Origin of the sequence: Streptomyces sp. NPDC058371, assembly GCF_042723265.1 — a bacterium.
GTDB lineage: Bacteria > Actinomycetota > Actinomycetes > Streptomycetales > Streptomycetaceae > Streptomyces.
In genome coordinates this window covers 430885-446692 of record NZ_JBHXJC010000001.1, presented here as the reverse complement: position 1 = coordinate 446692, position 15808 = coordinate 430885, and the positions used below count along the sequence as shown (strand labels likewise).

Below are 15808 nucleotides of genomic sequence, written 5' to 3'. Positions count from 1 at the left end.
AGGGTCTTCGGGAAAGGGAGTTACACGATCCTGAGATGCGCGGTGCCGTGTCGGGCGGTACGCGTCCTGCGGGGTGCCGGCGTCGCCTTGCGCGACTCACGCAGCACCAGCGTCATCCGCGCATAGCCCATGTTCTGCAGGGTGTTGGGGGTCTCCCCGACGATCCGGCAGTCCGTGCGGCCCCAGCGCGGGTCGGGGTGCACGAGAGGACGGACGGCGCCGTCGTGCTCCACGGCGTTCGCGCCGACCGCGCGGATCCAGTGCGGCAGCCCGTGCCGGTAGGCGGCTTCCATGATCGGGTCCTGGGCGATGTCCCGGCGGATCGACTGCAGACCGCGGTCCTGCCCGTGCCGCTCCAGCGAGGCCGCGAAGTGGGCGAGCATCGGCAGACACCAACTCGACTCGTGATCACCGAGGATCGTGCCCGCGTCCGGGTGGAACAGGACGAACCGGAGGAAGTTGTCGCCCGGCATGGCCGTCGGATGAGGGCCGACACCTCGGAAAAGTGTCTCGAACGCGGCGTTGGACAGGACGACGTCCCAGCGATGGTCGAACACGACCGAGGGGAAAGGGAGGGCCTCGAGAAGTGCGGCGTAGTCCTGCAGATACGCCTGCGCTTCGAGACTCTCGGGAACGGGCCGCGGCTGAGACCGCTGCCCTCCTGCCTGGTACGCCATCGGGAGGTCACCCCTCTTGCCTATGCGGCCTTCACGCGGCGCCCTGATCCTGCTGCCCGTGACGGAGGCGTGTCAACTATCGTGGCATTCGCTGCCTGTTGACGGCTGAATCTCGCCACAGTTGTGGCGAGACCTGGATGCGGGTTCGAACAAGCGGATAGTCTCCGGATGGTTCCTGAGCATCTTGTGAATTACCTGAGAGAGACGTAGGAGATCTGTCGGTGACGGATGGCTTCGAGGTTCCGGGCGCCACGGCGACGGTTCTGCTGCCGGCCGTCGTGGCCCGGGTCACCGCACTCGCCGACCGGCTCGGTGTGCAGCCCGGCGAGGTCTTCGACGTCCGCCGGCTCTCGGCCGAGTCCGGCGTCCCCGACCCCGTGGTCAGGGCCCTGTTGAGCGGCCGGCCCGCCGGGGAACCCGATCTGCAGACGCGCTTTCTGCAGCGCTTCGACCTCCTGCGCCGCACCCGGCTCAAGCCCAACGGACGCAGATACACGCAGCAGGAGATAGCCGACGGCGCGGGCATGTCGCGTCAGCAGGCCGGAGCCCTCATCAACGGCGACCGACGCCCCACCATGGAGCACTGCGACGCGATCCAGCGCTTCTTCCGCGTCCATGCCGGCTTCCTCACCGCCGAAGACCCCGAGGCGCTTGCGAGCGCCCTCCAGCGCTGCGAGCAGGAACTCCTCCAACAGCTCGCCGACCGCGAGCGCGCGGCTGCCCTGGCCGCCCACGACCCGCTGGAGCGGCTGCTCCAGGACCACGGCGTCCGCGGGATCGCCTGGCGGGCCGCACAGCTGCCCACCGACCAGCACCGGGACAAGGTCGCGGAATGGCTGGACATGCTCCTGGAAAGCGTCAAGCGGCCCGAGTCGTGATCCGGGGGAGAACTGTGGGCATCGGCAAGGACATGCGCCGCCTGTGCGGTGAACTGGTCGCGGAACTCTCGCTCCCGGCGCCGGCGGAGCCCGCCGATCTGTACGCCGCCCTGTGCGACGCCATGAGCAGACGCCGCGGTCGCCCCGTGCAGTACCGTACGGCCGCGTTCCCGCCCGGCACCGCCAGCGGGCTGTGGCTCGACATGGCCGACCAGGATCTCGTCGTCATCGAGCAACGCACCGCCCCCGACCACCAGTTAGTGATCCTCGGGCACGAGCTGTGGCACATGAAGGCCGGGCACTGCAGCCATCACGTCGCGGGCGCGGCCGTCGCGGCCCGGCTCCTCAGTGACGGCGCGGACCTTCAGGCGACGGTGCTGAAGGTGGCGGCCCGCACCCGGTTCGACCTCCGCGACGAGAAGGAGGCCGAGAGCTTCGGTCTGCTGCTCGCCAGCAAGTGCCGTACGTGGCTGGCCGGTTCGGCGCTGCGCGGGCCCGTGCGGCGGGACGGGCTGGCGGGCCGGATCGAGGCCTCCCTGGGCTACCGCGGCCCGCAGGGCTGACCACCCCGGGAGACGCCGAAGACGATGGACGGACCCAGCTACTACATCCCGGCCGCCACCATGGGCGTGGCCCTCGCCTTCAAGGCGCCCGCGCTCCTTCGCGGCTGGCGCGACCCGCTGCTGCGGTCCGTGGGCGTGCTGCTGGCCCTGGCCGCGCTGGTGTTCCTCTTCGCGGCCCCGCCGACGATCGCCGAGGTCAACGACGTCACCGGGATCCCGAATGTCTCGGCACCGCTGGTCTACTGCCTGTTGAGCGCCTTCAGCGCCTCCTGTCTCGTCCTCATCGTGTACTGGCGCGGCGGCCCGCCGGAGGTGACCCGCCGGATCACCCGGCGCTGGATCGGCGGATACAGCCTGGTGAGCGTCACGCTGATCGTGCTCTTCGTCCTCGGCGACACTCCCCGGGAGCGGCTGCGGGACCTCGACACCTACTACGCCAACACGCCGTTCATCCGCGAGATGATCGTGCTCTATCTCGTCGCCCTCACCGTCTCGGGCGTCGCGATGAACGTGATGTGCTGGCGCTGGGCGCTTCAGGTGAGCGGCTGGCTGCGCGCCGGGCTGCTCGTGATCGCCCTCGGCTTCCTCTTCAACATCCCTTACGCGGCAGCCAAGTTGACCGCGGTGGCCGCCCGCTGGAACGGCGGCGACCTGGACGGTCTGAGCACCAATGTGGCACCCGTACTGGCCTCCGCGGGCGCCCAGTTCACCGCGCTCGGCTTCTGTCTCCCGCTCGCCTGCCGACGCCTCGGGGACAGCTGGCACACCTGGTCGACGTACCGCAGGCTCGGGCCGCTCTGGCGCGAGCTGCGCTCGGTCGCCGTCCACGGGGACCGCGGGGTGCGGATCTCCTGGTGGTCTCCCGCCGAACTCCTGGTGACCCAGCGGGAGTCCGACATCCACGACGGCCTGCTGGGCCTGAACCCCTACTTCGACACGGGGGTGCGCGCACGTGCCTACGACACGGCCGTGGCGGCGGGCACGGATCCCGCACAGGCGCACGCCGAGGCCGACGCCGCAATGGTGACGGCGGCGGTGCGGGCCAGGGCCGCCGACCCGGACGGCAGTGTCATCAGCTCGGCGGCGGCCGCTGAACCGTCCGAGCCCACCGACGGTCCGCGCGATCTCGTGCGGATGTCCCTCGCCCTGCGGCGGTCACCCGTCGTCGCGGCCGCCCGCGAGGGGGCCACGGCGACCCCGCCGGCCGACCGCGAGCAGCGGGCGTACTGACCGAGGACACCGGCCTGCGGCGTCAGGTCGCGCTGCGTTCGCTCGCCTCCCGCAGGTCGCGTTCCGCGGCACGGCTGCGGACCGTGTCGGGCTGCCCGGCGGCGCTGCCGGGCCGGCCGGCGCGCAGGAGTTCGCGCCAGTGCTCACGGCTCCAGTCGGCCGGGTCGGTGGTGCTCGTGAACTCCTCGACGGCGGCGACGAAGCGGCCCGGGTCGCTGTGGAAGGGGAAGTGGCCCGCGCCCTCGAAGATCTCCAGACGGCTGCCGGGCATCGCCTCGTGGGCGCCGTACGCGTGCCGTACCGGCACCACGCTGTCCCGGCCGCCCCACAGCAGCATCGTCGGCATGCCCTCGGTCAGATAGCAGCGGTCGAGCATGGTCACCGCCTGTCCGCGCCAGTCGACCACCGCGCGCAGCGTGCGGATGAACGCGGTGCGGGAGTTCGTGTCGGGCAGCGCGTCCACGAGCGTGAGCAACTCCGGTGCGTCCTGGCCCAGGTCGGTGTCGAGGAGCCTCATCGCCCGTGCGAACAGACCCACTTGGAACCGCATGCCGGGCAACCGCAGCGTGGAGAGCATGAGATGGGCCCCCGGCAGGGAGACCGCCCGCAGTACGGGGTTGACCTCACGGCCGACGCCGCCCGCGCTGACGAGGATGAGCCGCTCGGTGCGCTCGGGAAACTGGTAGGCGAACTGCATGGCGACGCCGCCGCCGAGCGAGTGCCCGACGAGGGTGGCGGACTCGACGCCGAGCGTGGTGAGCAGGTCACGCACCCCGTTCGCGTACGCCGCCACCGAGTAGTCGGCCCGCGGCCGGTCCGAGGCGCCGTGGCCGAGCAGGTCGGGCGCGATGACGGTGTGGGTGCGGGCGAGGTCGGGGATCAGCTCCGCCCAGGTCGCCGACGAGTCGCCGATGCCGTGGATCAGGACGAGCGGCGGGCCCTCGCCCGCCATGCGGAAGGCGCGCCGGTAGCCGTGCACGACACGGAAGTGCAGTCGCAGTTCCCCGTCGCCCACCGGGCGCAGCCGTCCGCTGCGCCGCGGACGCCGAGGCGGTACGTCGGTCACGGGCTCGCCTCCTGATCCAGGCCGCGCAAGCGGCGGTTCACCACCCTTCACTCCAGCGTAGGGCCCTTGTCCCACCAGGGATTTCCGGGAGGTTTCGCCTCCGCTAAGCGGGCGGACCACCACGTCGGGCCCCGGCCGAGCGAAGTCGGGAATGGGGGAGAAACCGGATTGTCAGTGGTGGACGGCAAGCTGGAGTCGTGTCACCGGTGCGCGGGGGCGGAAGCGCTGTCCGCCGCTGCCGTGCCGGGGGGCGTCCGCACCGCACGAACGGTCACGACACGTACCGCTTCGACAAGCCGACCAGGGGAGAGCCGTCCGATGCCGACCGCCGTACTGACCGATCACGAACGCGCCGCCGTCCAGGCCTATCTGCGTCTGCTGCACACCGTACGAGCGGCGTTCGACGGTCCGCCGGACGCCAGCCGACCACCCGTGGTGCCGCCCGCCGCCCTGGCGGAGGCGGAGCGAGCCCTGGCGGCGGCCGGCCTCGCGGGCAACGAGCAGGCGTTCTTCCGTCTGCTGCACGACTGGTGCCCCGACCCCGGCTGACTGTGCGCCGGTGACGCCCGGCTAGGGGTGCGGCACGCTGACCGCCGTCGCCAGCAGCCCCCGCTGCACGGTCCAGCGTCCGTCGAAGGACCGGACGCGCTCGTGGCCCAACAGCGGGCCGGGCACCAGGAGTTCGGCGCGGAAGCGGCCCGACGGTGCCGTGCTCCCGGACGCCGGGTCCACCGAGAGGGCGATGTCCGCCTCGGAGAAGTCCAGCCACTTCTCCGTGAGCGGGAACCACGCCTTGTAGACGGACTCCTTGGCGCTGAAGAGCAGCCGGTCCCACTGGACGTCGGGGGCGTCGGCGCTCAGCCGGCGCAGCCGCTCCAGCTCCGCGGGCAGGGCGATGGAGGCGAGGACGCCGTCCGGGAGCCGGAGATGGGGCTCGGCGTCGATGCCGAGGGACGCGAGGTCGGCGGCGCGGACCAGTGCGGCGGCACAGTAGCCCTCGCAGTGCGTCATGCTGCCGACCACACCCTCCGGCCACAGGGGTGCTCCGCGCTCCCCGGTGAGGACGGCCTGCGGGGTCACGCCGAGTTTCTCCATGGCACGGCGCGCACAGGCGCGCGCCGCGGTGAACTCGCGGCGCCGCTTCTCCACGGCACGCGCGATCAGCGCCTCTTCCTCGGGGTACAGCGTGGCGCGCCCGGTCTCGTCGTCACCGTGTGTCTCCACGGCCACGACCGACTCCGGGAGCAGCTCCTCGATCACCTGCTCCGACCTCCATCGGCAGAATGCGGCGCAGCGTGCCGGGCGGTCCCGGTCGCTTGCTCCACTCACGGGGGTAGCCCACCGACACCTCTTCGAAGCGGACGCCCTCGTGCCAGGTGGTCCGCGGGATGTGGAGATGTCCGTAGACCATGACCTCGGCGCGGAATCTGCGGTGCCAGTCGGCGGTCAGCCGGGTGCCGCACCACATCGCGAACTCGGGGTAGCGCAGGATGTCGGTGGGGTGCCGGTCCAGCGGGTAGTGGTTGACCAGCACGGTCGGCAGCTCTTCGGGCAGTTCGGCGAGCCGGCGCTCGGTCTCGGCGATCCGGGCCCGGCACCAGGCGTCGCGGCTGGGGTGGGGATCGGGGTGCAGTACGTGCTCGTCGGTGCAGACGATGCCGGTCGATTCCGCGTAGGCCAGGCCCTGGGCCTTGGTCGCGCACCCCGGCGGCAGGAACGAGTAGTCGTACAGCAGGAACAGGGGTGCCACGACCGCGGGACCGCCCGATCCGTTCCAGACCGGGTAGGGGTCCTCCGGAGTGAGGACGCCGAGGTCGCGGCAGAGGGCGACCAGATGCTCGTAGCGGGCGACGCCGCGCAGGGTGACGGGGTCCTTCGGGTGCGTCCACAGCTCGTGGTTGCCGGGGGCCCAGATCACCTTGCCGAAGCGGCCGGCGAGCGTGCCGAGGGCCCAGCGGATGTCGGCCACGGTCTCCGCGACGTCTCCGGCGACCAGCAGCCAGTCGTGGTCGGACGTGGGGCGCATGGCCTCGACCAGGGCGCGGTTCTCGGCGTATCCGATGTGCAGATCGCTGATGGCCAGCAGGTGTCCCGGACGATCGGCCGTCGACTCCACTCCCGCCCCCTCCGAGATCCCGATGGGGACCACAAGAACACATCTGCCCTGCCACGGACAAGGGCCGTCCGGCTGGGCACGGCGCCGGCATCGGGCGAACCCGCGTGGACATCCGGGGAATCCGTAACACGCCCGTAGCGTCACAGGTGCTCCGCGCCCCCTATGATCGCCCCAACACAGCTGTCACGAGCCTTCCACGGCGTACGGCGGCTCGGTGTACCTCCCTCCCCCCTGGCCGGGCACGGCCTGCTCCGCTGTGCCCGGAAACTGTGAAAGGCGGCCTGCATGGGCTCTCGCGTACGCGTCTGGCTCAACCGCACGTACGCGGAGAACGTGTTCTTCATGGATCAGCTGCGGAGCAATCCGCACGGCCGGCCCGTCGAGATCCACGCCACGCACGGCGACGCCGACTCCCCCATCCTGGCCGCGGCCGACATCGCCGCGCTGGAGCCGGAAGGGCTCTCCCCGGCGGCCTACGTCGAGTACGCGCTGGACCAGTGCGCGCGCCATGGCATCGATGTCTTCGTCCCCGTCCTCTACCAGGCGGCGATCGTGGCGCATCGCGCGGAGTTCGCCGCACTGGGTACCGCTCTGCTCGCGCCGCCCGCCGAGGCCGTGGCCGTCTTCCACGACAAGGTGACGGCGTACGAGGCGCTCCAGGCGCAGGGCATTCCGGTGCCGCCCTGGTGGCGGGTGCGGACGGCGGAGGAGCTGCTGACCGCGGTCGAGGCGCTGGAGGAGGCCGGGCACAAGGCGTGCTTCAAGCCGGCGGCGGGCGCGGGCGGAGTGGGTTTCCGCATCATCACGCGCGCCCCCTTCTCGCTCGCGCATCTCAACGGGTTCCCGAGTCCCTACATGCCGCTCGATCTGGTGATGGACGCGGTGCGGCAGGCCGAGCGGCCCGTCGACTGGCTGGTGATGCCGCGCCTGGAGCAGCCGGAGGTGTCCGTCGACTGCCTCACCGGGCCCGACGGCCGGGTGCGGATGGCGGTGGGCCGCACCAAGAACGGGCGGCGCCGCGGCTTCACCCTCCATCCCTCGTGGATCGATCCGGCGCGCCGGATCGCGGAGGCCTTCGAGCTGCACTATCTGACGAACATCCAGTTCCGGATGTACGGGGACGAGCCCGTTCTCATGGACGTCAACACCCGGCCCGCGGGCGGGCTGCACCAGCTCGCGCTGTGCGGGATCAACGCCCCTTGGGCGGCGGTGCGGTTGGCGCTCGGTGAGGACCCGGGCGAGCTGGTGCCGTCGCGTCTCGCGCAGGACTACACGGTGGTCGCGGGCCCCCGTCCACTGCGCCCGGTGTCGCTGCCGCAGCAGCGGACGGAGACCCCGGCTCAGACCCTCCCGGCAGTGCCCGCCCAGGCCACCGCCGCCCCGGACGCGGAGGCCGTCCCGGGGCCGGTCACGGAACCCGCCGCCGGGCCCGTCACGGCCCCCGTCGCCGCAAGTGCGCCGGCCGGCATCGCACCCGTATAGCCGCTTCCCACCACACCGTCGGAACTACCGGTCTGGACCAATCCACGCACAGCGTCTTGACAGCTGCATTGGTCCATACCAACTTGGTTGCGCACCTCCAGCACTCCCGAACACCCCCATTTCACCAGGGAGATCGCGTGCGCATCACACCTTTCCGACGCTCCAGACGCACTTTCCTCGCCCTGCTCGGCTCCGCCGCTCTGGCTCTGGCCGGGGCGGTCGCCCTGCCCGGCACGGCCCAAGCGGCCAACATCCTGTCCAACCCCGGCCTCGAATCGGGCAGTCTCTCCCCCTGGACCTGCACGGGGAACCTGGGGTCGGTCGTCTCCAGTCCCGTGCACGGCGGCTCCAAAGCCCTTGCGGGCGCCGCGAGTTCGAGTGACAACGCCAAGTGCAGCCAGACCGTCTCGGTCCAGCCGAACACCAGCTACAGCCTCTCGGGCTGGGTGCGCGGCAGCTATGTGTACCTCGGCGTGGACGGCGGAGCCTCGACGTGGACGACCTCCACTTCGACGTACAGCCAGCTGACCGTGTCCTTCAAGACCGGTGCCGCGCAGACCAGCGCCACGATCTACACCCATGGCTGGTACGGGCAGGGCACCTACTACGCGGACGACATCAGCCTGGACGGCCCCGGCGGCGGTGGCTCGGACAGCCAGGCCCCGACGGCGCCGGCGAGCCTGCGCTCCACGGCCAAGACCTCGTCGAGCGTGTCGCTGGCGTGGAACGCGTCGACGGACAACGTCGGCGTGACCGCGTACGACATCTACAGCGGCTCGAACCAGGTGCTGAGCGTCTCGGGCACGAGCGCGACGGTCAGCGGGCTCTCCCCCAGCACGGCCTACACCTTCACGGTGAAGGCCCGCGACGCGGCCGGGAACACCTCGGCCGCCTCCAACGCGCTGAGCGTGACGACCGACGCGGGCACCGGCGGAGGCACCGGCTTCAAGCAGGCCGCGCCCTACCTCTACCTCGGCTGGGGCGATCCGCCGAGCGCGACGTCGGTGATGAGCTCGACCGGCATCAAGTGGTACACCATGGCGTTCATGCTCGACTCGGGCGGCTGCAACCCCGCCTGGGACGGCAGCAGGCCGCTGACCGGCGGCAACGACCAGAGTGTCATCAACTCGATCCGGTCGGCGGGCGGTGACATCGTGCCGTCGTTCGGCGGCTGGTCCGGCAGCAAGCTCGGCGCCAACTGCTCCTCCGCGAGCGCGCTGACCGCGGCGCTGCAGAAGGTGATCGACGCCTATGGACTCAAGGCGATCGACATGGACATCGAGAACACCGACGAGTTCGAGAACGCCGCGGTCCAGGACCGCATCCTGACCGCGCTGAAGACGGTCAAGGCGAACAACCCGGGCCTGCGCACGATCGTCACCTTCGGCACCTCGACGACCGGCCCGACGTCCTGGGGCAACCGGCTCATCGAGCAGTCCAAGGCGCTCAACGCCAACATCGACGTCTTCACGATCATGCCGTTCGACTTCGGTGGCGGCTCCGACATGTACGGCAACACGGTGGGCGCCTCCGAAGGTCTCAAGACCAAGCTCAAGTCGACCTACGGCTGGGACGACGCGACGGCCTACGCGCACATCGGCATCTCCGGGATGAACGGTCTCAGCGACCAGCAGGAGAACACCACCCCGGCGATCTGGACGCAGATCCGCGACTGGGCGAACTCGCACCACATCGCCCGGCTCGCCTTCTGGTCCGTCAACCGCGACCGGCCCTGCCCCGGTGGCGGCGTGGTGAGCAACTGCTCGGGGATCAGCCAGAACAACTGGCAGTTCACGTCCATCACGGCCGGGTTCACCGGCTGACGCTCTCGGGCGTGGGGTACCCGGCCGTCACGGACGGCCGGGTACCCCTCACCGAGGCGACGGTCACCGCCGCCGCACGGCCAGCCGCACGGTCTGCACCTCGAAGGGGCGCAGCGTGAGCGGCACCGTGTTCGCGGCCGTCTCCGCCGTCGCCAGCGGGCGCTCCAGCAGGTCGGTCAACTGGGCCCCGGCCAGCGGGAACGCGGTGCGAAGGGTGCCGGTGGCGCGGCCACCCCGGGACTCGTAGAGGCGTACGACGACATCGCCGGAGGCGTCGTCGGCGAGCTTGACCGCCTCGATCGTCACGCCCTCGCCGTCGACGGAGACGACCGGTTCGGCCGGCGCCGCCTCGGCGATCCGCAGCGGCAGGTTCAGGGCGTAGCCCTCGGCGATCGCGTCCTCGATACTCGCGCCCGGCAGCAGCGCGTACGTGAAGCGGTGCCTGCCCTGGTCGGCCTCGGGGTCGGGCACGCGCGGGGCGCGCACCAGGGACAGCCGGACGGTCGTCGTGCCGCCGTCCTCGCGGACCGTGCGGGAGACGTCGTGGCCGTACGTCGAGTCGTTGACGACCGCGACGCCGTACCCCGGTTCGCCGATGTGCACCCAGCGGTGGCCGTACACCTCGAAGCGGGCCGCCTCCCAGCTCGTGTTGGTGTGGGTGGGGCGCCGGACATGGCCGAACTGGATCTCCGCGGACGAGTGCGGTGCCCGGATGTCCACCGGGAAGGCGGCCTTGAGGATCTTCTCCGCCTCGTGCCAGTCGATCTCCGTCTCGAAGTCGATGCGGGGACTGCCCGCCCTGACCGTGATCGTCTGGGAGATCCTCGAACCCCGTCCGAAGGCGCGCTCCACCCGGATCGAGCTGAGCAGCGGGTCCTCCTCCACGACGGTGACCGACTCGGCGTCCAGGAGGTCCGTGAAGCGGTTGCGGTAGTGCTTATCGATGTCCCAGGCGTCCCAGTGGTTGGGAAGGTCGGTGTGCAGCCGGAGCAGGTTGCCCCGGTCGGCCAGTACTTCGCGGTCCGCCCTCAGGTCGCGTACGGAGGCGAGGGTCCCGTCGTCGGCCAACTCGACCCGGACCAGGCCGTTGTCGAGGACGCGGCCGGTGACGGTGACCGGGCGCGGCGGCTCGGCGACGGCGAGCGGTGCGCTGCCGCTCGCCGGCACCTCCACGTACATCGGCACACCCGTCGACGTACGGACCACCTCGGAGCGGTCGTACGGGCTCGTGTTGAGGACGAGCGTCTCCCCCGTGCCCAGCGCGGCCACGGCCTCCGCCGTGAGGGCCTCCAACTCCTCGGCCACCCGCGCGTATTCGGCCTCCGCCTCGCGGTGCACCCACGCGATCGAGGAGCCCGGCAGGATGTCGTGGAACTGGTGGAGGAGGACCGTCTTCCAGAGCCGGTCGAGCTTCTCGTACGGGTAGGAGTAGTCCGGGGTGCGCAGCGCGGCCGTGGTGGCCCACAACTCGGTCTCGCGGAGCCGGTGTTCGCTGCGCCGGTTGCCCTGCTTGGTGCGGGCCTGGGACGTGTAGGTGGCGCGGTGCAGCTCCAGGTAGAGCTCACCGACCCAGACCGGGGCGTCCGGGTACTCCTCGCGGGCGGCCTTGAAGAACGCGTCGGGGTGTTCGACGACGACCTTCGCGGAGCCCTCCAGGTCGGCCAGCCGACGGGCCCTTTCCATGATCTCGCGGGTGGGGCCGCCACCGCCGTCGCCCCAGCCGAAGGGGGCCAGCGAGCGGGTGCCGCCCCCCTTGTCGGCGTAGTTGCGGACGGCGTGGGCCATCTCCTCGCCGCTGAAGCGCGCGTTGTAGGTGTCGACGGGCGGGAAGTGCGTGAAGATGCGCGTGCCGTCGATGCCCTCCCACCAGAAGGTGTGGTGGGGCAGCTTGTTGGTCTGGTTCCAGGAGAGCTTCTGGGTCAGGAACCACTCGTTGCCGGCGAGCTTGGCGAGCTGCGGGTAGGCGGCGTTGTAGCCGAAGGAGTCGGGCAGCCAGACGCCCTTCGTCTCGACTCCGAAGTGGTCGATGAAGAACCGCTTGCCGTGGACGAGTTGGCGGGCGAGGGCCTCGCCGCCGGGCAGGTTCCCGTCGGCCTCGACCCACATCCCGCCGACCGGCGCCCACTGGCCCTTCTTCACGGACTCCTTGATACGGGTCCAGACCTGCGGGTAGTTGTCACGCACCCACTCGTACTGCTGGGCCTGCGAGCAGGCGAAGACGAACTCCTCGTACTCGTCGGCGAGCGCCGTGACGTTCGAGAAGGTACGGGACGTCTTGCGCTTCGTCTCGCGGATCGGCCACAGCCAGTGGAGTCGATGTGCGCGTGGCCGACACCGGAAAGGGTGTGGGCGCTGGCGTGCGCCGGCTTGGCCAGTGCCGGGGCGAGCACCGCGCGGACCTCTGTCGCCGTACCGGAGACGTCGTCCAGGTCGAGGGCGTCCAGCGCGCGGTCCAGGGTGTGCATGATCTCGTGCCGGCGCGGGTCGTGCTCGCCGAGAGCCAGCATCAGTTCACGCAGCACCTCGACGTCGAGGGAGAGGTGCCAGACCTCCTCGTCCAGGACGGCGAGGTCGGCGCGGCGGAAGGTGTAGAGCGGCTTGTCGCCGGCGGTGCGGGGGTCGCCCAGCGGGGTCGTGGCGGCGAAGTGGTCGGCCAGGATGTCCGGGTTGGAGGCCGCCTCCACCAGGTAGTCGATCCGCTCTCCGCCGGCCGCCGGGTTGGTGATCGGCACGTACTGGTTGAGCGGGTTGACCGCCTTCAGCGGGGTGCCGTCGGCGAGGTGGACGAGCGCCTCGGCCTGGTTGCCGGGCCAGTCGCCGACGAAGCCCAGGTCGATCACCGCCTCGACGCGCCGGCCGGCCCACCCGGGCGGTACGGTCCCGCGCATCCGGAACCAGGTCGTGCCCCAGGGCGGCCCCCACGGGGTGTCCATGGCGAAGGGCGCGTAGCCGGCGGACGCGGCCTCCTCGAACGGGACGGGCTCGCCGGGCGCCTGCCACGCCTCGACCTCGAAGGGCAGGGACGCGGCGTAGATCGCGGGCTTGATGCGCTGGTCGTGGACGCGCGCGACGCGCTCCTCGATGCGGCTGCGTTCGTCATGCATGGCCGTACATCTCCTTGCGATCGACGTCTGCGCGGTGAGACCGATGCCTACGTGAGATACCCGAGGCCGGGGTGGACGGCTGTGTAGCCGTCCAGCAGTCTGCGTGCCACGTTCACCGAGTCCACGAGCGGATGCAGGGCGAAGGCCTTCACCGCGGTCGTACGGGACCCGCTCTCGGCCGCGGCGAGGATCTCCCGTTCCACGCCCTTGACCGCGCACACGAGACCGGTGGCGTGGTCCGGCAGCGGATCGACGGTGACCGGGTGCGCGCCGTTGGCGTCGACCAGGCACGGCACTTCGATGACGGCGTCCGCGTCGAGCACCGAAAGGGTGCCGCGATTGGGGACGTTGAGGATCAGGGTGGTGCGCTCGTCGCGGGCGATGGCCCGCATCAGGGCGAGCGCGACCTTCTCGTATCCGCCGGACAGGTCGTCCGCGTCGCGTTCGCCGGCGCCGGCCGCGTCCCGGTTCTCCGCCATGTACGTGGCCTCGCGTTCGGCGCGGGTACGGTCCCAGGCCGTCAGTGCGGCGGTTTCCGGGTGCTTCATCTCGTCGTAGAAGCGGGCCTGTTGGTCGTGCAGGAAGGCGCCCCGGGTCTTCTCGGCCTGCTGGTAGGCCCGTACCGCCTCGCGGTTGAAGTAGTAGTAGTGCAGGTACTCGTTCGGGACCGCGCCCAGGGACCGGAGCCACTCGGGGCCGAAGAGCTTGCCCTCCTCGAAGGAGCCGAGCAGCTCGGGGTCGGCGAGCAGGCGGGGGAGTTCGTCGCGGCCCGCGACGCGCAGGCCCCGTACCCAGCCGAGGTGGTTGAGACCGACGTAGTCGATCCAGGCCTCGCGGGGATCGGCGCCCAGCACCCGGGCGATGCGGCGGCCGAGGCCGACCGGTGAGTCGCAGATGCCGATCACCCGGTCGCCCAGGTGGCGGGACATGGCCTCGGTGACCAGACCGGCGGGGTTGGTGAAGTTGATGACCCAGGCGTCCGGGGCGAGGCGGGCCACGCGCCGCGCGATGTCGACGGCGACGGGGACCGTGCGCAGTCCGTACGCGATGCCGCCGGCGCCGACCGTCTCCTGGCCGAGAACGCCCTCGTCGAGGGCGACCCGCTCGTCGGCCGCGCGGCCTTCGAGGCCGCCGACACGGATCGCGGAGAAGACGAAGTCGGCGCCGCGCAGGGCGTCGTCGAGGTCGGTGGTGACGCTCACTTCGGGTGCGTCCGGATCCCCGGCGGCCTGCTCGGCGAGGACCCGGGCCACGGCCGAGAGGCGTCCCGCGTCCAGGTCGTGCAGCACGACCTGGGTGACGCGGCCCTCGGCGCGGTCCCCGAGGAGTGCCCCGTACACGAGCGGCACCCGGAACCCGCCGCCACCCAGAATCGTCAGCTTCACGCCCGTCCTGCCTTTCCTGGTTCTCATGCCACGACCACTTGCACGCCCGCTTCCTCCAGGGAGGACCGCGTCGCCGCGTCCACCGGCGCGTTCGTCACTACTGCGTCCAGCTCGTCCGGACCGCACACCTTCGCCATGCCCGTCCCGGGGAACTTGGCCCGGTCGGCGAGCAGGACCACCCGCTCCGCTGCCTTGATCATGGCGCGCTTGACCGGTACCTCGACGACGGTCGTGTCCATCACCTGGCCGCCCGGCCGCACCCCGCTGGTGCCGAGGAAGAGCCAGTCGGCGTGCAGCTGGCGGAGGTTGTCCTCGGTGAGGAAGCCGACGAGAGAGCGGTACTCGCGACGGACCATGCCGCCGAGCAGGACCAGCTCTATGCCCTCGTCGTCCGCGAGTTCCTCGTAGACCACGAGGTTGCTGGTGATCACGGTGAGCCGGCGGCCGTGCAGCTGGCGAGCCAGCCGGTAGGCGGTGGTGCCGATGTCGAGGAGGATCGACTGGCCGTCCTCGACCAGGGACGCGGCCCGGGCCGCTATGGCGTCCTTCTCGGGCACGCGCACCTCGGCGACCTCGGCGAAGGGCTGGTCGCCCTCGTCCACGACCGCGCCGCCGTGCACCCGCGTCAGCAGACCGTCCTCCTCCAGCTTCACCAGGTCACGGCGGACGGTGGCCGCGCTCACGCCCAGCTGTTCGGAGAGGTCGGTCACGGCCGCGGGACCGCCGGAGCGCAGGGCCCGCAGGATGAGTTGATGTCGTCGCTCTGCCAGCACGTCGTGAACAGTACTCGTCATCTCCCATCATTTCCATGCGCGGTTCTGCTCGACTCTTGCCAAATCCCTGAGAGGCGCGCACGATCCCGTGCACCGCTTGCAGACTTTTGACGAGAGGATGCGCCGTGGGTGACGAACGGCCCGATGTGCTGCTCACCGGGCTGCTCTTCTACGACCTCGTCCTCACCGGGCTGGGCGGACCGCCGGCCCCGGGCCAGGAGATCTGGACCGAGGGCATGGGCGTCAGCCCCGGCGGTATCGCCAACCTGGCCGTGGCGGCGTCCCGTTACGGGCTGCGCACCAGCCTGGCCACGGTCTTCGGGGACGACGCGTACGGCGCGTACTGCCGTGCCGTACGCGCCGGACAGGAGGGTGTCGACTCGTAGGCGAAGACCGAAGACATCCGAAAGGCGGTGGGAGCTGTGCCGCTCTCACGAAGAGGCCTGCTGCGCGCGGGCCTGGCCGGCACCGCGCTCGGCGGCCTGGCGACCGGCTGCGCCGTGCCGACCGGCTCCACCGGCCGGAACATGGTCCTGTGGTACTGGAGCGGCGGCCTCAGCCCCAGGGTCGTCGCTCAGGCCAGGGCCCGTTACGACAGCGTGGTGAGCCTCAAGGCCCCTGGGAGACACCCGAGGTGGCCTCCTGGGGGCGGCTGCCGGCGCACTCGGTGGACCGTCGGGCCGGTTCCCTCTCGCTGAACGGCGACTGGCG

12 protein-coding genes and 3 pseudogenes are annotated in these 15808 nt (G+C 71.1%); 8 read left to right on the top strand and 7 right to left on the bottom strand.

Annotation, left to right across the window (positions count from 1 at the left end):
- Positions 1 to 20: 20 nt before the first annotated feature.
- Positions 21 to 677, bottom strand: coding sequence for a hypothetical protein (locus tag ACFWM2_RS01890; RefSeq protein ID WP_383271938.1), 657 nt, complete (start codon positions 675 to 677; stop codon positions 21 to 23).
- Positions 678 to 898: 221 nt separating this feature from the next.
- On the opposite strand from ACFWM2_RS01890, the gene ACFWM2_RS01885 reads away from it, so the two are divergent.
- From ACFWM2_RS01885 to ACFWM2_RS01875, 3 genes are read left to right on the top strand one after another with little or no spacing between them, the layout of a single operon-like run.
- Positions 899 to 1555 carry a helix-turn-helix domain-containing protein gene (locus tag ACFWM2_RS01885; RefSeq protein ID WP_383271936.1) on the top strand — a complete coding sequence of 219 codons (657 nt, stop codon included), beginning with the start codon at positions 899 to 901 and terminating at the stop codon, positions 1553 to 1555.
- 32 nt (positions 1556 to 1587) lie between these two features.
- Entirely contained in the window at positions 1588 to 2118 is a 531-nt protein-coding gene (locus ACFWM2_RS01880; RefSeq protein ID WP_383274060.1) for a toxin-antitoxin system, toxin component, read from the top strand.
- A gap of 24 nt (positions 2119 to 2142) precedes the next feature.
- Complete coding sequence (locus ACFWM2_RS01875; protein WP_383271934.1) at positions 2143 to 3348, top strand: MAB_1171c family putative transporter; 1206 nt, start codon at positions 2143 to 2145, stop codon at positions 3346 to 3348.
- A 22-nt stretch (positions 3349 to 3370) separates the two neighbouring features.
- Here the strand turns inward: ACFWM2_RS01875 and ACFWM2_RS01870 are convergent, their stop codons facing one another.
- On the bottom strand, positions 3371 to 4414 hold the full coding sequence (locus ACFWM2_RS01870; protein ID WP_383271932.1) for an alpha/beta fold hydrolase: 1044 nt from the start codon (positions 4412 to 4414) through the stop codon (positions 3371 to 3373).
- Between the two features lie 318 nt (positions 4415 to 4732).
- On the opposite strand from ACFWM2_RS01870, the gene ACFWM2_RS01865 reads away from it, so the two are divergent.
- Entirely contained in the window at positions 4733 to 4963 is a 231-nt protein-coding gene (locus ACFWM2_RS01865; RefSeq protein ID WP_383271930.1) for a hypothetical protein, read from the top strand.
- Between the two features lie 21 nt (positions 4964 to 4984).
- Here the strand turns inward: ACFWM2_RS01865 and ACFWM2_RS01860 are convergent, their stop codons facing one another.
- The gene (locus ACFWM2_RS01860; protein ID WP_383271928.1) at positions 4985 to 5674 is read right to left on the bottom strand and encodes a 4'-phosphopantetheinyl transferase; all 690 of its coding nucleotides are present in this window, start codon (positions 5672 to 5674) and stop codon (positions 4985 to 4987) included.
- Positions 5622 to 6530 (bottom strand): metallophosphoesterase family protein, encoded by a 909-nt coding sequence (locus tag ACFWM2_RS01855; protein ID WP_383271926.1) that lies wholly within the window; start codon positions 6528 to 6530, stop codon positions 5622 to 5624. The genes ACFWM2_RS01860 and ACFWM2_RS01855 overlap by 53 nt, the downstream gene beginning before the upstream one ends.
- A gap of 285 nt (positions 6531 to 6815) precedes the next feature.
- Between ACFWM2_RS01855 and ACFWM2_RS01850 the strand changes: the two genes are divergently transcribed.
- On the top strand, positions 6816 to 8012 hold the full coding sequence (locus tag ACFWM2_RS01850; RefSeq protein ID WP_383271924.1) for an ATP-grasp domain-containing protein: 1197 nt from the start codon (positions 6816 to 6818) through the stop codon (positions 8010 to 8012).
- Between the two features lie 137 nt (positions 8013 to 8149).
- Positions 8150 to 9835: a fibronectin type III domain-containing protein gene (locus tag ACFWM2_RS01845; RefSeq protein WP_383271922.1), complete on the top strand. Its 1686-nt coding sequence runs from the start codon at positions 8150 to 8152 to the stop codon at positions 9833 to 9835.
- Between the two features lie 63 nt (positions 9836 to 9898).
- Here the strand turns inward: ACFWM2_RS01845 and ACFWM2_RS01840 are convergent.
- From ACFWM2_RS01840 to ACFWM2_RS01830, 3 genes and pseudogenes are all read right to left on the bottom strand, one after another.
- Positions 9899 to 12939: pseudogene (locus ACFWM2_RS01840) on the bottom strand (alpha-mannosidase).
- A 47-nt stretch (positions 12940 to 12986) separates the two neighbouring features.
- Positions 12987 to 14324, bottom strand: a complete 1338-nt coding sequence (locus ACFWM2_RS01835) for a 6-phospho-beta-glucosidase (protein ID WP_383271920.1) — start codon at positions 14322 to 14324, stop codon at positions 12987 to 12989.
- A 23-nt stretch (positions 14325 to 14347) separates the two neighbouring features.
- Positions 14348 to 15097: a DeoR/GlpR family DNA-binding transcription regulator gene (locus tag ACFWM2_RS01830; RefSeq protein ID WP_383274057.1), complete on the bottom strand. Its 750-nt coding sequence runs from the start codon at positions 15095 to 15097 to the stop codon at positions 14348 to 14350.
- Between the two features lie 125 nt (positions 15098 to 15222).
- Here ACFWM2_RS01830 and ACFWM2_RS01825 point away from each other — a divergent pair.
- Together ACFWM2_RS01825 and ACFWM2_RS01820 are read left to right on the top strand one after the other, a co-directional pair.
- A pseudogene (locus ACFWM2_RS01825) lies at positions 15223 to 15477 on the top strand (carbohydrate kinase family protein); the annotation flags it as partial.
- Between the two features lie 42 nt (positions 15478 to 15519).
- Positions 15520 to 15714: pseudogene (locus ACFWM2_RS01820) on the top strand (sugar ABC transporter substrate-binding protein); the annotation flags it as partial.
- Positions 15715 to 15808: the final 94 nt, after the last annotated feature.